This is a genomic window from Catellatospora bangladeshensis (genome assembly GCF_016862575.1).
Lineage (GTDB): Bacteria > Actinomycetota > Actinomycetes > Mycobacteriales > Micromonosporaceae > Catellatospora > Catellatospora bangladeshensis.
Window position 1 is genome coordinate 21,654 of record NZ_BONF01000011.1, and the last position, 16,864, is coordinate 38,517.

At 65.5% G+C, this 16,864-nt stretch carries 15 protein-coding genes; 10 read left to right on the forward strand and 5 right to left on the reverse strand.

What is annotated here, in order from left to right; all coding sequences use genetic code 11:
* The first annotated feature begins 122 nt into the window (after window positions 1-122).
* Window positions 123-926 (forward strand): class I SAM-dependent methyltransferase, encoded by an 804-nt coding sequence (locus Cba03nite_RS10895; protein ID WP_203744849.1) that lies wholly within the window; start codon window positions 123-125, stop codon window positions 924-926.
* A gap of 520 nt (window positions 927-1,446) precedes the next feature.
* On the opposite strand, the gene Cba03nite_RS10900 is transcribed toward Cba03nite_RS10895, so the two are convergent.
* A complete protein-coding gene (locus tag Cba03nite_RS10900) occupies window positions 1,447-2,595 on the reverse strand; it encodes an acyl-CoA dehydrogenase family protein (RefSeq protein WP_203744850.1) in 1,149 nt (382 codons plus the stop codon).
* A 108-nt stretch (window positions 2,596-2,703) separates the two neighbouring features.
* On the opposite strand from Cba03nite_RS10900, the gene Cba03nite_RS10905 reads away from it, so the two are divergent.
* From Cba03nite_RS10905 to Cba03nite_RS10925, 5 genes are all read left to right on the forward strand, one after another.
* Window positions 2,704-3,399 carry a winged helix-turn-helix transcriptional regulator gene (locus tag Cba03nite_RS10905; RefSeq protein ID WP_203744851.1) on the forward strand — a complete coding sequence of 232 codons (696 nt, stop codon included), beginning with the start codon at window positions 2,704-2,706 and terminating at the stop codon, window positions 3,397-3,399.
* A gap of 199 nt (window positions 3,400-3,598) precedes the next feature.
* Window positions 3,599-4,330: a hypothetical protein gene (locus Cba03nite_RS10910; protein WP_203744853.1), complete on the forward strand. Its 732-nt coding sequence runs from the start codon at window positions 3,599-3,601 to the stop codon at window positions 4,328-4,330.
* 1,137 nt (window positions 4,331-5,467) lie between these two features.
* Window positions 5,468-6,739, forward strand: a complete 1,272-nt coding sequence (locus tag Cba03nite_RS10915) for an EAL domain-containing protein (RefSeq protein ID WP_203744855.1) — start codon at window positions 5,468-5,470, stop codon at window positions 6,737-6,739.
* A 572-nt stretch (window positions 6,740-7,311) separates the two neighbouring features.
* Complete coding sequence (locus Cba03nite_RS10920; protein WP_239125639.1) at window positions 7,312-7,887, forward strand: RNA polymerase sigma factor; 576 nt, start codon at window positions 7,312-7,314, stop codon at window positions 7,885-7,887.
* A gap of 34 nt (window positions 7,888-7,921) precedes the next feature.
* Window positions 7,922-8,974 (forward strand): hypothetical protein, encoded by a 1,053-nt coding sequence (locus Cba03nite_RS10925; protein WP_203744857.1) that lies wholly within the window; start codon window positions 7,922-7,924, stop codon window positions 8,972-8,974.
* Between the two features lie 256 nt (window positions 8,975-9,230).
* On the opposite strand, the gene Cba03nite_RS10930 is transcribed toward Cba03nite_RS10925, so the two are convergent.
* Both Cba03nite_RS10930 and Cba03nite_RS10935 read right to left on the reverse strand, forming a co-directional pair.
* Complete coding sequence (locus Cba03nite_RS10930; protein ID WP_203745396.1) at window positions 9,231-9,755, reverse strand: HAD domain-containing protein; 525 nt, start codon at window positions 9,753-9,755, stop codon at window positions 9,231-9,233.
* Window positions 9,756-10,147: 392 nt separating this feature from the next.
* A complete protein-coding gene (locus Cba03nite_RS10935) occupies window positions 10,148-12,103 on the reverse strand; it encodes a DUF262 domain-containing protein (protein WP_203744859.1) in 1,956 nt (651 codons plus the stop codon).
* A 460-nt stretch (window positions 12,104-12,563) separates the two neighbouring features.
* Between Cba03nite_RS10935 and Cba03nite_RS10940 the strand changes: the two genes are divergently transcribed.
* Complete coding sequence (locus Cba03nite_RS10940; RefSeq protein WP_203745398.1) at window positions 12,564-13,805, forward strand: IS701 family transposase; 1,242 nt, start codon at window positions 12,564-12,566, stop codon at window positions 13,803-13,805.
* Between the two features lie 153 nt (window positions 13,806-13,958).
* Here Cba03nite_RS10940 and Cba03nite_RS10945 read toward each other — a convergent pair whose 3' ends face one another.
* Together Cba03nite_RS10945 and Cba03nite_RS10950 are read right to left on the reverse strand one after the other, a co-directional pair.
* Window positions 13,959-14,477, reverse strand: a complete 519-nt coding sequence (locus tag Cba03nite_RS10945; protein WP_203744862.1) for an ImmA/IrrE family metallo-endopeptidase — start codon at window positions 14,475-14,477, stop codon at window positions 13,959-13,961.
* Window positions 14,474-14,821: a helix-turn-helix domain-containing protein gene (locus tag Cba03nite_RS10950; protein ID WP_203744864.1), complete on the reverse strand. Its 348-nt coding sequence runs from the start codon at window positions 14,819-14,821 to the stop codon at window positions 14,474-14,476. Before Cba03nite_RS10950 ends, Cba03nite_RS10945 begins: the two co-directional genes overlap by 4 nt.
* Window positions 14,822-15,026: 205 nt before the next feature.
* Here Cba03nite_RS10950 and Cba03nite_RS10955 point away from each other — a divergent pair, with 205 nt between their 5' ends.
* From Cba03nite_RS10955 to Cba03nite_RS40615, 3 genes are read left to right on the forward strand one after another with little or no spacing between them, the layout of a single operon-like run.
* On the forward strand, window positions 15,027-15,287 hold the full coding sequence (locus tag Cba03nite_RS10955) for a multiubiquitin domain-containing protein (protein WP_203744866.1): 261 nt from the start codon (window positions 15,027-15,029) through the stop codon (window positions 15,285-15,287).
* Window positions 15,262-16,431 (forward strand): ThiF family adenylyltransferase, encoded by a 1,170-nt coding sequence (locus tag Cba03nite_RS10960; RefSeq protein WP_203744868.1) that lies wholly within the window; start codon window positions 15,262-15,264, stop codon window positions 16,429-16,431. The genes Cba03nite_RS10955 and Cba03nite_RS10960 overlap by 26 nt, the downstream gene beginning before the upstream one ends.
* A 14-nt stretch (window positions 16,432-16,445) precedes the next feature.
* Window positions 16,446-16,838 (forward strand): ubiquitination-like system serine protease family protein, encoded by a 393-nt coding sequence (locus tag Cba03nite_RS40615; protein WP_373315739.1) that lies wholly within the window; start codon window positions 16,446-16,448, stop codon window positions 16,836-16,838.
* The last annotated feature ends 26 nt before the right edge of the window (window positions 16,839-16,864 follow it).

Sequence of the window (16,864 nt, forward strand, 5' to 3'; positions counted from 1 at the left end):
CATGGCGTTCCCGCGCCCGAGCGGATAAGCGCGGCCCTGTTCCAATCGCTCAAGCACTGCATATCTCTACGTCAGCGTTAGCGTTAGCGGTCACACAGGAGCGGCACCCGTACTCTCTCGGGGTGAGCGAGAGCAATGACTACGTGAGGCTGCGAGAAACCTTCAACGAGGACGCTGAACGGTATGACCGTGCACGGCCCCGGTACCCGGCACAGATGTTCGATGATCTCGCTGCGGCCGGCGTCGCGCCCGGTGCAAGGGTGTTGGAGATCGGCTGTGGCACTGGGCAGGCGACCGTGCCGTTGGCGGAACGTGGCTGCCGGATCGTGGCCGTCGAATTGGGCGCAGACATGGCTGCCGTGGCTCGAAGAAACCTTGCCGGCTCCGACTCGGTGGAGGTCGTGACGGCAGCGTTCGAGGAGTGGCCCTTGCCTGCGGAACCGTTCGACGTGGTCTTCTCCGCGACGGCGTTTCACTGGATCGATCCGGCCGTGCGGGTGTCGAAGTCTGCCGACGCCTTGCGTCTCGGTGGTCTGCTGGCGACCGTGGGAACCCACCACATCGCCGGTGGCACCTGGACCGAGGCGTTCTTCGCCGAGATTCAGAAGCTTTACGAGCGCTTCGACCCGTCGACCCCACCGGGGCTGCGTCTTGAAGGTGCTGAAGACATTCCGGAAGACGATCGGGAGCTGACCTCGTCGGAACGGTTCGGGCCTGCGAGCTTCTACCGATACGAGTGGGAGTTGCCGTACTCGACAGCGGACTACCTGGATCTGCTGCTGACCTACTCCGGCCACCGGGCCTTGCCGGACGCGCAGCAGAGCGCCTTGCTGAACTCCATCGCGCGGCTCATAGACGTCGACTACGGGGGCCAAGTCGTCAAGCGCTACTTGACTGAGCTGAGGCTCGCCGAACGTGTCCGGTGAATCGCTTCTATCGTCAGCCGCCGTCGGATTCAGCAGAGTGCACGTGCATTCGGCCGAGTCGTGGTTGAACGGCAACGAAGACGCCCCGTGCAGCTCGCCTTGTTCGGCTGCACGGGGCGCCCAAGCTTCTGTGGGTCGCGGTTTCGTCACGGATGCCCCTCCCGGAGGCTCGCGCGCAGGGCGTGAGCGGAATGAAGGCCGTGTCGTTGCCGTGTCCGAGGGGCCGCATGAACCCGAAGTAAATGATCACGATGGCTGGTGAGCTGCTGCTTGCGTGATCACCAGGCCGGGCGGGAGCCAACATGGTCATGACGCCGCCCGGCCGACCTTGCGTCAAATGGGCACCTCAGGCGGCCCGGCCGGCTTGACACGATCCTCGGCCGGACTCGGCGACCGCAACCATGGGCTCCGGCATGGACAGTCTTCCGACAGCTTGGCGGAGTCGCCGGGCCGGCCGCGACCTGGATGGGCCAGAATCGCGGGTCGGACATGCTGCTCAGGCTTGGAGAGGCTGCTGTCGTCAGGCGAGCAGGCCCTTGCTGCCAAGCGCGTGCCGGCCGGTCTCGACCAGGGCGTCCTCGGCAGTCAGCGGATGGAACTTCGCCGCGCGGATGTCGCGGTAGCACCGTTCGATCACCGAGCCCTTGAAGAAGGCGGACCCGCCGGCGACGTCCATGGCGAGATCGCAGACCGCGACGCCCGCCTCGGCGACCTCGTTCTTGGCCGACATCACCGCGAGGTAGACCTCGGGGGACGGGCTGGGATCGTCACCGACCGCCGCCAGGGCACCGTCGAGCGCCCACGAGGCGACCCGCAGCTTGTGCCGCATCAGACCGACCTGGCGCTGCACGAGCACGTTCTCGGCCTTCTGGGCGGCACCGGCGAGCGCGGCCCGGTACGCCGCCTCGGCCACCCCGAGGTAGACGCCCGAGATGATCGGGAACGCGATCTGCGAGATCACCTGCAGGGGAGGATCGACCACGCCGTACGGGCGATTGGCGAGCACCCGCTCATCCGGGACGAACACGTCCGTGAGCAGGATGTCGTTGCTGGCGGTGCCGCGCATGCCGAGGGTGTCCCAGTTGTCTGCGACGGTGACGCCCGGTGACGCCAGCGGGATCGCGACGTTCAGCACCCGCCGGCCCCGCTCGGGGTCGTCGCAGGTGAACATGGTCGCCATCACCGTGCCATGGTTCGACTGGCTGGCGAAGCGCTTGTGGCCGGTGACCCGGTAGCCCCCGTCGACCCTGACCGCCTCGCCGCGCGGGTGGGTGTAGTCGCCGCCGCCGGTCGAGACGAGCATGATGCCCTCCTCCGCCACCCGGCGCAGGGTGGCCTCGGCGCCGGGCAGATTGCGGCGATACCGCCACGAGGTGAACGCGACGACGTGCTGGTGCATCGAGCTGGCCAGCGCCGCCGAACCGCAGTGCTGGGCGAGCTCGCGCTGCAGCGCGGTCAGCTCGGCGATGGTGGCGCCGTCGCCGCCGAGCTCTACGGGCACCCCCGCCTTGAGCAGGCCGGCGGAGCGGAGCACGTCATACGCCTCGGTCACGAAGCTGCCCTCGGCGTCGTGCCGGGCGGCGTGTTCGGCGAGTGTGGCGCCGACCGCCGCGGCCCGCTCGGTGAGATCGGTGGTCTGCTGAGCCATCGGCTCGGTCGTTGTCGTCATGCACCCAGCGTCGGTGGCGGCGTAGGCCCGCCACTAGTCCACAATCGCGACCTGGCTGGTACAGATTCAGGACTACAAGCCGCGCCGGGGCGCTGCGACGATATGTCCATGCCTGACTACGGTGACTACTGCCCGGTCCAGCTAGCTGCGGAGGTCGTCGCGGACCGCTGGACACCCCTGATCCTCCGGGAGATGGTGCTCGGCAACACCCGGTTCAACGACATCGCGCGGGCGATGCCCGGCATCTCCCGCTCGCTGCTCGTCCAGCGACTGCGGCACCTTGAGAAGCACGGAGTCGTCGAGACCTGGCCCGCGCCGACCGGGCGTGGCAGCGAGTACCGCCTCACAGCGGCCGGCAAGGACCTGGAACGGGTCATCGACGCGATGGCGCGGTGGGCGATCGAATGGCTGTTCGAGGAGATCCGCCCGCACGATGTGCCGCCGACCACGCTCATGTGGTGGATGCACCGCCGGGTCCGGCCGGAGGGGCTGCCGACGGCTCGTACGGTGCTGGAATTCCGGCACACCGCGCCGGCACCGCAGACGATCTGGCTGGTGCTCGACCGGGGCGAGGTGTCGGTCTGCCACCAGCATCCGGGCTTCGACAGCGATGCCATCGTCACCTCGACCACCGCCGACCTCGCCGACGTGTTCCAGGGCTACCGCACCTGGGCCGAGGCCACCGCCGACGGCCGGATCGACGTCGCCGGGCCACCCAGGATCACCTCGGCCATCCCGCGATGGTTCGCGTGGAGCCCCTGGACCGACGTCACCCGCGAACGATCCCAGCGCCCCACCAGCTGAGGTGATGAACCGTCGTGACCGCGGACCGGAGAGGCAGCACATCAGGCTGCACCTACCGACCAACCGACCTCGCCCGCCTACTGCTCTGGTCCTGCTGGAGACGCCGACACCATGCCCTCGCGCGGACCAGCCACTACCGCCGCCGACGCGAGTCACCGCGGCTCACCAGCTAACCGTGAACGTCCCATATCCTTCGTTCGTGCATCAGCCGCTGCTCATACCGGAGTACCCGAACGACGATCTGGTCCAGGGCGACGACCTTGCTTTCGGGCCGGCCTTCTGGCTTGCCCACCTGCTGCTGACCATGGGCGACCCGGATGACGCTCCGCAGGACTACGGCGTCACGGCAGCGGCCTACGACTCCATGGTCGAGCGGCTCAGCGACGCCGCCTTGCCGTGGCCCGTGTTCCAGATCCCGTTCGGCGGTGGACACACGATCCTGGTCATTTACGCCAGCTACGAGGACGAGAACAACGTCGAATTCATCGTCCGGCACTCGGACTGGGGGCGTTTGGGATACCTCGGAAACATCGGCCCCAGCCACTCCGGTCCCGGCCTGTCCTGGCAGGAACTGACCACGATCGCGGCGTACTCCCCGGACTGCGACACCGAACCCGGGCTGAGCGATCCGGCGCAGCGGCTGCTTCTCCTGCTGCCCATGCTCGGCGACGCCGCTACGCCCAGTGAGGTGACCGAGGTGGTGACCCACGCCCTGATCCAGTGCGGGATCTCGGAAGAGTCCGCACCAGGGTTCGCGGACAAGTTGGTCGGCCGAGAAGAGGACCAGCAGAACACTTGGTCGGCCGGTCCGGACAACCCGATACCCGTCTGTTCCTCGCGCCGAAGCGCGCGCCAGGTCCCGATCGCCCTGGGTATCACCGCCGAGGCTGCCCGCGCCCTGGCCGACGCGTTGACCGGAGCCGCTCGTTGACGGGATTCGCCGACGAGATCCGGCCCCTGGTCGAAGCCATGTCGGGCGTCGCGGCAATCCTTAACGCAGCCCACCCGGCAGACAAGGGGGAGCTATACCGAAAACTCCGACTACGCCTCACATACGAACCAGGCCCCCGCTTGATCAAAGCGGAGGCCAGCCCAAGTGGATCATGTACTTAATGTGTGTCCGAGGGGCAACACGAACCAAAACCCAACCGGGTCCGACGCTGTCGACGTCGCTCCAGTTGATCTAGCGGCTGATCGCGGCGGCGTTCCGGGTCTCGACACCTTTACGGTGGAGCAGCTCTTGGGGCGCCGCCTTGCCAACCCCTATGAAGTTGTGGCCCTTTTCCCCCTCCGCTCCCGTTTTCGACTCTGTGTAGAGCGCACCCATCACGGTCCGCGGTATCCATCTGGTCACCCCATAGGGGTTACGCTGCGGAATCTTCCTTCTCCAGCGTTATGCGATGGCGCGATGGTCTGCGTCGGTGAGGCCGCCGTGGAAGAACCCAGCAGGCCGAGCCGCGGTGCCATCTTGTTCGCTCCAGCCGTCCAACTCGTGACTCAGACCCGATCGCCAGCCACGCGGCCAGGCAGCGGCCGTGCTCGCTGGCGCTGCTGCGCTGGGTTGACGGCCACCCGCTGACTACCGCATCAGACGACCAGGCCGTGATGGGCCGCACGCTCGCCGAGGTACACCGCATCCTGATGACAGCACCGACCGGGCTTGACGAGCGGTTCCCGTGGCTGGACCTGACCGGCCGGCGGTCGACATCCAGCCTGAATCCGCCCTGTCAGATGCGCTGGCGCGTTACCACGCTGCGTCCTTCGACGCTCACCTGGGGCGCGATGCACGCCGATCCGGCATCCCAGCGAAGGGAAGATTCCCGTCAACTCACGATTGACGGGAATCTTCCCTTTGCCGCCTCTTCGTCCCGAGTTATTGGCGACGCGGTCGCGGGAGGCGTCATGCGAGATCAGACGCCGTGTTGCGGTCCGGATCCCGCGCTACGGTCGGCTCGATTGCGGCCCTGCACTGCTATACGTCAGCTGACGTCGCTATTCACCTCTGCCGCGTACGATCAGTAAGTCGACTCATGTTCGCGTGTCTTGGCGTGATCGCTCGGGGGCCGGGATGCAGACTGCGACTTCGGCTCGTGACCCTTTCGACGCCTTGCTCGCTGCCCGCGCTGTTTGTCCTGTCTTCCAGCCCATTGTCTCGCTCAGGGACGGGCGGCCCGTGGGATTCGAGGCGCTGGCGCGCGGTCCCGACGGCAGCCAGTACCAGACCCCGGCAGCGCTCTTCGCCGAGGCCGCACATCGCGGCGTGACCGCGGAACTCGACTGGATCTGCGGCGTCACGGCCTGCGCTGAGGCTCTCGACAGAGGTATGCGCCACGCTCCGCTGTTCCTGAACGTGGACCCGGATACGCTCGGCACTCCTTGCCCGGTCGACCTGTTGCCCACTTATGAACGAGCGCTGCAAGAGCTGGACCTCGTCCTGGAGATCACCGAACGCCGGGGCGGCAATCCTGCGTCCATCCTGCGTTCGGTGACCACATTCCGGCAGCGGGGAGGCCGCATCGCGATCGACGATGTCGGCGTCGACCCCTTCAGCCTAAATATGATCTCCATGCTGGCACCAGACGTGATCAAGCTGGACCGGAGTGTCACGCAGGGCGACAAACCATCGTGGGCTCGTACGCTCGTGATCAACTCAGTGAAAATGGAAGCTCAGGCGACTGGAGCCGCAGTGCTCTGCGAGGGCATTGAGACCCCGGAGCACTTGGAAGCGGCCCGCGCCATCGGCGCGACTCTCGGCCAGGGCTGGTTGTTCGGACGGCCCGGCCGGCTGCCGACGGCGGTCGAACTGTCCGCTGACCCGCTGCCCCGCGTCACCCCATACCCGGGCTGTGCCTCCACCCCGTTCGCGGCGATACGCGATCGCGTCCGGACGCTACCCATGAGCCAGCACATGCTCGTGCCGTTGTGCGGCCTGCTGGAGGAGATGGCCCAGCACACCGATGCCGTCCGCATGCTGTTCGCCGTGGTCCCCAAGACCACGCCCTTCGATGAACAGACCTGGATGACCTACAGCCATATCGCGAAGCGCGGCGTTGCCGTTGCTGTGTTCGGTCAGGAGTCACCAGCTCCTCTGGGAGCCGGAGTCCACGTCGTGCCGCTGCCGGATACCGACCCGCTGCTAGACGAACGCGTCCTCATCGCGGTGGGCAGCCACTTCGCAGCCGCAATGCTTGCGCATCGTGCCGAACCTACGCGTACGTGCGACGGCGAATCGCAGATCTACGATGCCGTTTTGACATACGACCGCAGGATCGTGATCGAGGCGCTTCACGCGCTCGTTAGCCGACTCACTTCGCTACCTGCCAATGCGCCTGGGCTGTGAGTTAACCCCGTCGGCCTAGCAGCTCCGACCGGTGCCAAGTCTCCCCGTCCGAGAAGTAGCTGATGATCGCGGTGACCCTCCGGCTGGTGGTTTAGGAATTCTCGATCGCCGCTGAAAGCAGGGTGTCGGCCTGGCGAAATCCCAGCTAGCGGGGCGGCCAGGCCGATCCAGCCGTATCCCCGATCGGCCCTCGGTGACCGCGGTATCGGGCGCGATCGGGCACGGTCGGGCACGGCGCTCAGCCTGTACCTGGTTCACGCGGCGGATTCCGGCGGCGATGGCTCGCGAAGACAGCTAGGTCACGCGATGGCCCGGCGAGCGCCAGATCAGCATGAGGTTGCCTCGCTTTGACGGACAGGATGTCCGTCGAAGCGGGTCATGCTCAGCGGAGGCTGAGGGTTCCAATCGCCCCCGCCTGAAGTGGAGCTCCGAGGGCGGGGATTGCGCTGGACGTGAACATGAGCCGGTTTTTGGCGGCGTGGCCGGGCTGCCCCGTCCAGTGGGCCGGTTCTCATAGCTGGGCGCATCGTGAGCACAATGAAACGCTCAGTGACGCGCGAGGGGAGTTGCCGGTGGCCGAGCTGCGCCCGAACATCGCCGACCTCACGGCGGCGGTGAATGCGGCTCAGCGCGGAGACGAGGCTGCGTTCAATCGGATCTACCTGGCGGTTCAGCCGTCGCTGCTGCGTTACCTGCGGGTCCTGGTCGGCCCGGACGCCGAGGACGTCGCCTCGGAGAGCTGGCTGCAGATCGTCCGCGACCTGCACACCTTTCGTGGTGACGCTGACGGGTTCCGACGCTGGGCGGCCACCGTGGCCCGGCACCGGGCCATGGACCACCTGCGGCACCACCAGCGCCGCCCGTCGGTGCCCGTCCCGGCCGAGGCCATGGCGCACCTGCCCGCGCGCGAAACCACTGAAAGTGACGCCGAGCAGCTGATGACCACCGACAGCGCGCTGGCGCTCATCGCCTCGCTACCCACCGACCAAGCCGAGGCGGTACTGCTGCGGGCGGTGATGGGACTGGACACGAAAGCGGCCGCCGACGTACTCGGCAAGCGGCCCGGAGCGGTGCGCATGGCCGCCCACCGGGGCCTGCGCCGTCTTGCCGACGTGCTCGCGCGCACCACCCGGTGCAGGGCGGGCTGACGCCCGGCACAGACCCGACGCCCAACGAGGTGACATGAGCGAGTTCCATACGACCGACGCGTTCGACCCCGATGCGTGCGAAGGGATGCTCGACGGCGCTCGGACACAGGTCCCCGGCCATGGACCGGTCGGCGATCTGCTGGCGCTCGCGGCCGCACCGGGGCGACCAGAGGAGTTGGCCGGGGCGTCCACGGTGATGACGGCCTTCCGCGCCGCGTACCCCCGGCATGTTGCGCGGACCCGCAGGAGACTGGGGCGTGCCCTCGCGCTCAAGGTCGGGGCGGTCGTCGCTGCGCTCACCGTCGGCGGTGTCGCCTTCGCGGCGCACTCGGGCGTGCTGCCCAGCCCGTTTCCAGCTACACCGGACCGGACCGCGCCGGTTGCCTCCCGTCCAGGCGGCACGTCCGCCTCCGGCTCCAGCCCCGGCGCTAGCGCCTCGCCGCCGGCCTCGCTGCTGCCCAGTCCGTCGCTCTCCCCCTCGCCCGCGCCGAACCTACACGGAATGTGCCGGTCCTTTCTGGCCACTGCGGACAAGGACAGACCAAAGGCAATCGACAGCCCGAAGTACGCGGCCCTGCGCGCCGCTGCGGCTGGCCAGGATCTGGTCACGTACTGCACGACACTGCTCGCGTCGAAGGGCAACCAGCCGACCACCCGACCCGGCAACGGGCCGTCGGCGAAAGCGACCAAGGCACACCCATCGGCCAAGCCCAACAAGGCCAAGCCGAAGCAGAACGGTGAGCGTGACAACGCAGCAGTGATCGTCGTCATCAGCAGGACGCACCCTCGCTGGTCCCACACGCAACTCCGACTGGCTATTCACACTGTTCCGGCCACGTGTTTTGCGACCCACCCCAACCCTCGCTGCCGGCCATCCGTTACTGAGGGCGACGCGGAGCCTGCGCGCGATTTGGTCCGTGCGGCCGGAGTCACGAAACCCTGTCGCGTCGCGCATCGACCCATCATCGGAGTACCCATGCCGTCACCACCTTCATGGGAACACCGAGCCGACCCGATGCCCGAGTTGTCACCGCTCGGCGTGGAGGTTCAACTCGGCCAGCGACACATACGCACCTCGAAGCGCTGACCTGCATGTTGGTAAAGGGTTTGTATCGGGGGCAACACAAACCAAAACCCAACCAGGTCCGACGCTGTCGACGTCGATCCAGTTGATCTAGCGGCTGTTCACGGCGGCGTTCCGGGTCTCGACACCTTCACGGTGGAGCACCTCCTGGGGCGCCGCCTTGCCAACCCATATCAAGTTGTGGCTGTTTCTCCCTTTTCACTCCCGTTTTCGACTCTGTGTAGAGCGTACCCACCCGCAGTCCGCGGTGTCCATTTGGTCACCCTGTAGGGGTTACGCTGCAGAACCTTCTTCCTTCACCCATTGCCCGGTAGTCCGCGACAGTGAGGCCGCAGCGCGGATCCACGCGATGCAGGAGGGCCGGAACGCTGGAGTTCGTTGCCACCCACTTCCGGTCGGCGTCGGTGATCTCATCATCGACCCACACAAACCGGCGCCCCGCGGCCCACTCGACAAGGTGGCGTGTCTTCCAGGGCAGCCGACCGTCGTCATGATCGTCCGGCCAGTCGACGATGGGCAGACGAGGCAGGCCGAGCCGGGGCGCGAGCACTTCGTTCGCTTCGGCCATCCAGGTCGTGGCCCAAACCAGGTCACACGGCAACACGGCCAGGCGGCGGCCGTATTCGGGGTCGAGCCCGGCAAGCAACGGGTTGGCTTCGTCGCCCACCTGCCGCGCGGCGCCGGCGAACGGCAGGAGCGTTCCGTCCACGTCGCGGAACAGCAGCGGACGTGTACCGATCCCGTGTTCGGCGAGGTAGCGCACGCCCGCATCGCCGAGGTCCATGTCCGGCCAAATCTGGTGCGCGGCCCAATCCAGCCATTCGTGCGGCGGCTCGTCAGCCTGAAAGTAGGCAGTCCTTTCGGCCTCGTCCATGCCGCCGGACTCCCACCAGTGCCACCAGACCATCAGGTGCCACTCGCCGTCGCCCATCCGCCAGCCGATGCTGAACCGCTCGATCTACGGGTACGCCCGCCACGGCGACAGAACACGCCCATGGGCGTCAAGCTGCTCGCGCACCGCGGCGTCGAGAAGTTTGCGCGTTCGGTCATCCATCGCCCGTCCTCCTCAGCTCAGCTCGGTAGCCGTCCAGCGCCCATACCGTGCACGCTGAAGCTCACCGGGTTCTGCTCGATCTATCCGGTGATCATCTGCCTACGGGAACTACCTGAGCAGAGTCAGACAGAGTCGCGGGACGCGTTCGTTGGTGCGGCCTCACTCCACTGCTGTTGTGCAGGTACGGAATAGCTGGGTTGCCCGATCGTTTCCTGTCGCACTACGTCGGCGGGTGGACCGGCCCATACTTCGCAGATGTGATCAGTCAGGTTGGCTGCCCGTGCTTCGATATCATCATCGGTCCAAGCGTCGGGATGGTCCCTGATCAGCTGCCTGGACAGCACCAGCAGGCTGTATTTCTCAAGTAGACTACGCTTGCCCAGGCCAACCTCACCGCCGGGAGTCATCCCGGCCGCCTCTGGGTCAGTCCACGGCCGATTCGACAGGGCACCGTTGAGGCTCTTTGCGACCAGGGTGAGGTTGCCAAGCGTCTGGATGCGTCGGTCACGGTCAGCCGCCTGCTCGGGCGTGAGCCGTGGCTCTGGGTTCCAGTGGGTTCGCCATGACTGCGGCATGACATGTTCGATCTCAAGCTTGGCCGGAAGCGTGACGTTCTCGTGGAATTCGGTCCGGAGATTTCTTTCGATCGCCTCCAACACGACGCGGAGACGAGTTTGACGGATGTGTCCATAAAGCTTGAGCGAGGGAAGCTCCGCCTTCATCATGTCGTCCGTAGGCCATAGGCGCGCGTCTGCACGTTGAGCAGCGAGGAAGTCCCGGACAGCATCGCCAGCCGAGTCGATCGGAGTTCGATCGAGAAGCTTGAGGATGGAGACCATGGTCTTGTTGACGTCCTTCATGGTCATCCGCAGCAGCGTGCGGCGCATGACCCAGCTCTCCAATGCCCCGAGGGCGGTCTCCACCTGCTTTTCCGGCACCTTGTGATTGTCCGAAAGCAGCCACAGCAGCAGCGGGCTGGTCGCGGCGAGTCCCATCGTCTCGATGACGCGGGAGTAGAACGACCCCTGGGCCGTGTCCTCCGGGAGATTCGCTAAGGCGCGATAGGTATCCGCGTCCCTACGGAACTCGCTCAGGAGCTGGCTCGCGCCTGCCCGATTGGACATGTATGGCGCCGCGTGCTCAGTGAAGACGCGGAAGACCTGCTCGGTCTTCACCTCTTCGCTCAATCGCATGGTGAGCCAGTACTGCACGAAGATGTCGATACGGGAGCGCTGGTGACGCCCCTGGACAATCTCGGCGCGCCACCAGTCATCGTCGAAGTCGACCCAGTGCGTCTCTGACCATTCCTCGACGTCGGCGCCAGCCTTCGCACCCTGTTGGAAAACCCAATTCTTGATCAGATCAGCCTTGAGAAGCGGTGTCCCGCGATCGTTAAGCGTCTCGAAGATCAGTTGAGAGTCGTCGTGGCCCGTCAGGTTGATCGCGACGATATAGAGCCCGTCCCGCAACGTCGACGAGAGCGCCGCCGCACGTGCCTGCTCAGTTCCCGGTGGGGTGTTACCGTCATCGTCGGGTGTCCCGGTGAGCCAAGCGCGAGCCTCATTTGAGAAGTACTCGTGCGCAGAGATGATTCGGTGCTCCCCCACCCAATCGAGCGCCGGATCCATCGCCTGAGCGAATGCAGCCCGATCATGCTTGGATGGCCACAGCTTGAAACGCTCAGGCTTGCCCCGAAAGGCTGTCGAACGGTTGAGAATGAGCTCTTCGAGATCCTCTGCAAGTAGGTCGTGCCCACGCTCGGCGATTACCGCCTGGACCGCATCGATCACGAGCTGGACCGTGGTCATGCGCTGCTGCCCGTCAATCACCATGTGTCGAGTGACATCCCCGACGACTGGAGGCTTCGACTCGTAGACGACTGCCCCGAGGAAGTGGTGCGGCACGGCCGGCTCAGCGCCATCGGCGATCACATGACTCTCGGCAACGCGAACGATGTCGGCCCACAGAGGCGCCCACTGATCTTCTTCGTTCCAGACATATGGCCGCTGGAAGGGCGGGATCTCGTAGTGCATCTTGCCGTCGAACAACTGACGAGGACTGAGCGCGTCTGCCTTCACCGATGCCACTCCAACTCGACCACGAACGGACCAGACGCATCCTGCCAGACAGCCCCGACGGCGACACCGGTCGTCCCGCCCGCACCACGGTTGCGTCCAGGGTCGTGGTGTACAACGGCGAGGTACAGGTACGCGGGACCTCCGGTGGCAGCGACGACACGGCCCTGCATGTAATCGTTCGAGTTCGCCCGTATCGAAGATATCGGGCGAACTCGAACCAGTGGACCCGATGTGGCACAACCCGAACCGCATTCACACCGCTCAGGGGCCTGCCGTGACTGTTGCCGCCGTCCGCAGGCGGGAGTCGTAGTACGGCAGTGCCGGTTCGTGCTCTGAGCTGCCCGGATGCGTGAGGGCGGCCACCGCCTGATCATCGAATGTTGTGGACAAGTCAATAAGCAAGACGGTGGCCGCTGCGCACAGCGTAGGGCCTGCCGCATCACGGGTGTTCGACGAGGTGATGGCCCGGATCGCGGGCCGGTTCACGCGGGTCGAGCCGCGGCTGGTGGCCAGGGACTTCGTACGGGCGCTGTTGACGGCGCTGGACAGGAAGAACTGCTGGCAGCTGGCCGAGGCGGCCGGACATGCGCGTCCTTCGCGGATGCAGCGGCTGCTGCGTGAGGCGGTGTGGGACGCCGAGGTTGTGGCCGCTGATCTGCGCAGCCTGGTCGTCGACGGGTTGGCGCACCCGGACGCGGTCCTGGTGGTCGACGAGACCGGCTTCTTGAAGAAGGGCGTTTGCTCGGTCGGGGTGCAGCGCCAATACTGCGGAACCGCCGGGCGGATCGAAAACAGCCAGGTAGCGGTGTTCCTTGCCTATGCCTCGCCACGTGGCCGGGCGCTGGTCGACCGCAGGCTTTATGTGCCGAAGTCGTGGACCGTCGACGCCGACCGCTGCAGGCAGGCCGGCATCCCGCCAAGCCTGGAGTTCGCGACCAAGCCGGCCCTGGCCGTGCAGATGATCGACGCGGCGGTCGCCGCGGGCGTGCGGGTCGGTTTCGTCACCGCCGATGAGGCCTACGGCCGCGACCCGGCACTGCGGCAACGGCTGCGTGAACTGGGCATCGGCTACGTCCTGGCCGTGGCCCGCAACCACTACGCCCAGGTCACCACGGTGGTCAAGGAGCGTGTCGACGTGACCGAGTCGTGGCTGTCGGAGCTGGCGTGGCAGCGGCGCAGTTGCGGACCCGGCTCCAAAGGTGAGCGCTTCTACGACTGGGCCTGGGTCGGTATCCACGACGACGGACCCGGCCTGCACAGCCTGCTCATCCGCCGCAACAGCGACGGCGACCTCGCGTTCTACCGCTGCTGGACCCCGCGACCGGCGCCGCTGGGGACCCTGGTCCGGGTCGCGGGCAGCAGGTGGACGGTGGAGGAAACGTTCCAGATCGCGAAGGGGCAGGTCGGTCTGGACCAGTACCAATGCCGCAACTGGACCTCATGGCACCGGTTCACGATCTTGGCGATGCTGGCCTTGGCGGTCCTGACCCTCACCACCCTGGCCCTGGCCAGCACCACCACGACCGAGATGGTCGCCCTGACCGTCGCCGAGACTCGGCGCCTGATCAACGCGCTGCACCACACGCCACCCGACATCGCCCACCTGCTGCGCTGGTCCTACTGGCGACGCCGACACCAAGCCCTCGCACGGACCAGTCACTACCGCCGACGCGAGTTACAGCAGCTCAGCCGTCAAACGTGACTGCCGTAGTAGACGATTCACTACATCAAACGTATGGGCCTGCCCGTGTCACCCGGCACTGGCAGGCCAGTCTTTTGTTGTGGACTAACCGGCCTCTGCGTTGTGTTCAGCCTTGTCTTGCCGGGCGCTGCCCGCCGGATAGTTGAGGCGGCGTCAGGAGTAGATACCGAGGTTGATCAACCTGTAGCTCATGGCCGAGGTGCTGACGTCGAATATCTGGGCCAGGTAAGAGATGATTCGGTCGCGGCCTGATAGGTCGGAACGCTGAGCGGCCAACCTAACCTCGCGGACGACTAGGTCTTGGGGCATCAACAGCGCCGCAGCGAAGGCGTTCGCGTCAATCTCCTTGGGGTCGACGGCAAGGCTAGAGTTCTCATCTCGCCAGTTAACCTCCCGGTCCACCACGAGAGGGTCCTGCAGGTGGAGAGTCATGTGACCGATCTCGTGGGCGATGGTAAATCGTTGCCGTCTGCGACCCGAACTGGTGTTGATGCCGATGATGCGCTCGCGACCTTCTCGGTACATGAAGCCGGACTGTTCGCCTTCGAAGCGTTGCCGGACGACCTGCGCACCCTCCCACATAGCGATTTCCTCGACGGGGACCGGCAACCGGTCGATGCCGTACTTGTTTAGCAACTGGCTGGCGGCGTTTTCAGCTTCGAGGCGGCTCATCGGGCACTCACCGACCTGCGGACGGCACCTACGACGTTAAGCACGAAGGCGCGATCATCTGCGGGAAAGCTACTAGCTTGCTCGTTGAGCTTCACAAGGTCGACATCCTTCGATTTCCGTCGCTCCGGCATGAGGTCAGCCGGGTCGAGGTCGAGTGCATCGCAAATCCCATACATCGCGTGCAGTAAAACCTTCTGGCGGCCAGCCTCCAGGTTCGCAATCGAAGACCGGGTCAGGCCGATGCGTGCCGCCAACTGACCCTGGGTCACGCCCGCCTTCTCCCGAGCCACGCGGACGCGCCGTCCAAAATCTTCGTAGAACTCCTTGACATCGCCGCCGTCCATGTGCCGAATTCTGCCGGTCCACGCCCCCGAGTGTCAATCACACAAACATGGGTTTGCGTCACAAACGGCCAGCACGTCACTCGATCGTGTCGTTGACACCATCGAGTCTTCTCAAGTAGCGTCACTCACGCAATCTTCGGATGTCGGGGCAGTTTGTGCAACAAACCTCTCCCGCATTCGAGCCCGACTGACTTGGGGATACGGCATGAGCCAGGACGACCACGGGAAGAAGCCCGTAACGATCATCGTGAATACCCGCTCGTACGAGTGGGCGGAGAAGGAAATTTCCTACGAGCAGGCGTACGACCTTGCGTATCCCAATCAGCCGCTGGGTGACGGCGACACGGCGACGATCGAGTACTCCCGTGGCCCGGACGGTCACGGCGGCGGCTCGCTGACGGCCGGCCACGGCGTACACGTCAAGGATGGCATGGTTTTCGATGTCTACCGCACCTCTCGTTCGTGACCCGTCCACGAGCCGCCTCCTGGATGACGGCTACGACCTCGCCATCCAGGGCGGACATCTGATCGTTCGTAAGGTCCCGTACGTCACACCCTCCGGCGCGGTGGCGTACGGGTGCCTGGCGTACCCGATTACGGTCAGCGGCGATCGGATCAACGATGACAGCGGTGACCACCGGATCTGGTTCGTCGGCGAGCAGCCGTGCGACGAACACGGCAGGGTGCTTCCAGCGGCGTCGGCGCAAGTCCGCCCGATCACCAAGAACCTCGCGGCGGACTACATGCTCTCCAGCAAGCCGCCAAACGGGTACGCAGACCAATACGCGAAGGTCACCTCGTACGCGCGAATCCTGTCCCATCCCGCACAAGCAATCGATCCCACAGTTACCGCGACCCCCGGAGCGGGATGGGACGAGGTTGAGGATGGCCTGCCCTTCGTGTACCGGGACACCGCTTCGTCTCGCGCTGGTCTTGCTGAGCTCAACAGCAAGTTCCAGGGCCACAAGATCGCGATTGTCGGCCTCGGCGGCACAGGCAGTTACATTCTCGATCAGGTTGCGAAGACGTGGGTCGATGCCATCGACTTGTTCGATGGTGACTTCCTCGACAACCACAACGCCTTCCGTGCACCCGGCGCCGCGGACATCGAGGAGCTGCGTCGCAGACCGAACAAGGCGGAGTACTTCGCTGCGCTGTACTCGCACATGCACACCGGCATCACTGCCCATCCTGTGGATCTTGACGAGGAGAACTTCTCACTCCTCGATGGGGCTACGTTTGTTTTCCTCGCCGCAGCGGACGCAGAGTCCCTGCCTGCTCTCATGGCATGGCTGTCCGGACGAGGAGTTCCATTCATCGACGTCGGAATGGGGATCGAGGAAACCGACGGACACCTCTCGGGTCTGCTGCGTGTGACGACGCACTTTCCGGAAGACCATGTTCGCCCGACGCGACCGCCAGCGGTCGCTCGCGGCGGTGTAGACGACTATGACCGGAATATCCAAACGGCTGATCTCAACGCGCTCAACGCCATTCTGGCCGTCATCGCCTGGAAGAAGTATCTCGGCTACTACGCCGATCACACCGCCGCCGTCGAGACGCTGTACAAGGTGTTCACAGGAGAGATTCGGAATGTGGAGGCCGGGTGAGCAGGGTGTCGAACATGGTCGCGGAGTTCGTCGCGACCTTCCCGACGACTCTCAGACCGGGGGTGCTCTATGTTTCTGGCGCCTACTCCACTGCAGCTCACCTGTGCTGCTGCGGGTGCGGCCACGAAGTCATAACGCCTCTATCGCGAGCGCAGTGGGTGCTGACGTTCGACGGTACCGTGTCGCTGCGACCGTCAATTGGAAACTGGACGCTTCCGTGCCGGTCCCACTACTTCATCGACAGTGGGTCCATCCGATGGGCTAGGCGGTACTCCGAACCAGAGATCGAGGCCAACCGCGAGCACGACCGTCAACTGCTTGCCGATGCACGAATCGACACGCCAGGCGGGCGGCACCCCCTCATCCAATACTGCCGATCAGTATGGCGGCGTCTACGGCGGTTATAAGGCTCATTGCCGCCGCCGACGACGTT

Bases quoted from the DNA above. Each gene is read 5' to 3' on its own strand.
- Cba03nite_RS10900 (WP_203744850.1), bottom strand. From the start codon at position 2,595: ATGACGACAACGACCGAGCCGATGGCTCAGCAGACCACCGATCTCACC.
- Cba03nite_RS10915 (WP_203744855.1), top strand. From the start codon at position 5,468: ATGCAGACTGCGACTTCGGCTCGTGACCCTTTCGACGCCTTGCTCGCT.
- Cba03nite_RS10930 (WP_203745396.1), bottom strand. From the start codon at position 9,755: ATGGACCTCGGCGATGCGGGCGTGCGCTACCTCGCCGAACACGGGATC.
- Cba03nite_RS10950 (WP_203744864.1), bottom strand. From the start codon at position 14,821: ATGGACGGCGGCGATGTCAAGGAGTTCTACGAAGATTTTGGACGGCGC.
- Cba03nite_RS10905 (WP_203744851.1), top strand. From the start codon at position 2,704: ATGCCTGACTACGGTGACTACTGCCCGGTCCAGCTAGCTGCGGAGGTC.
- Cba03nite_RS10925 (WP_203744857.1), top strand. From the start codon at position 7,922: ATGAGCGAGTTCCATACGACCGACGCGTTCGACCCCGATGCGTGCGAA.
- Cba03nite_RS10955 (WP_203744866.1), top strand. From the start codon at position 15,027: ATGAGCCAGGACGACCACGGGAAGAAGCCCGTAACGATCATCGTGAAT.
- Cba03nite_RS10940 (WP_203745398.1), top strand. From the start codon at position 12,564: ATGGCCCGGATCGCGGGCCGGTTCACGCGGGTCGAGCCGCGGCTGGTG.
- Cba03nite_RS10945 (WP_203744862.1), bottom strand. From the start codon at position 14,477: ATGAGCCGCCTCGAAGCTGAAAACGCCGCCAGCCAGTTGCTAAACAAG.
- Cba03nite_RS40615 (WP_373315739.1), top strand. From the start codon at position 16,446: ATGGTCGCGGAGTTCGTCGCGACCTTCCCGACGACTCTCAGACCGGGG.
- Cba03nite_RS10960 (WP_203744868.1), top strand. From the start codon at position 15,262: ATGTCTACCGCACCTCTCGTTCGTGACCCGTCCACGAGCCGCCTCCTG.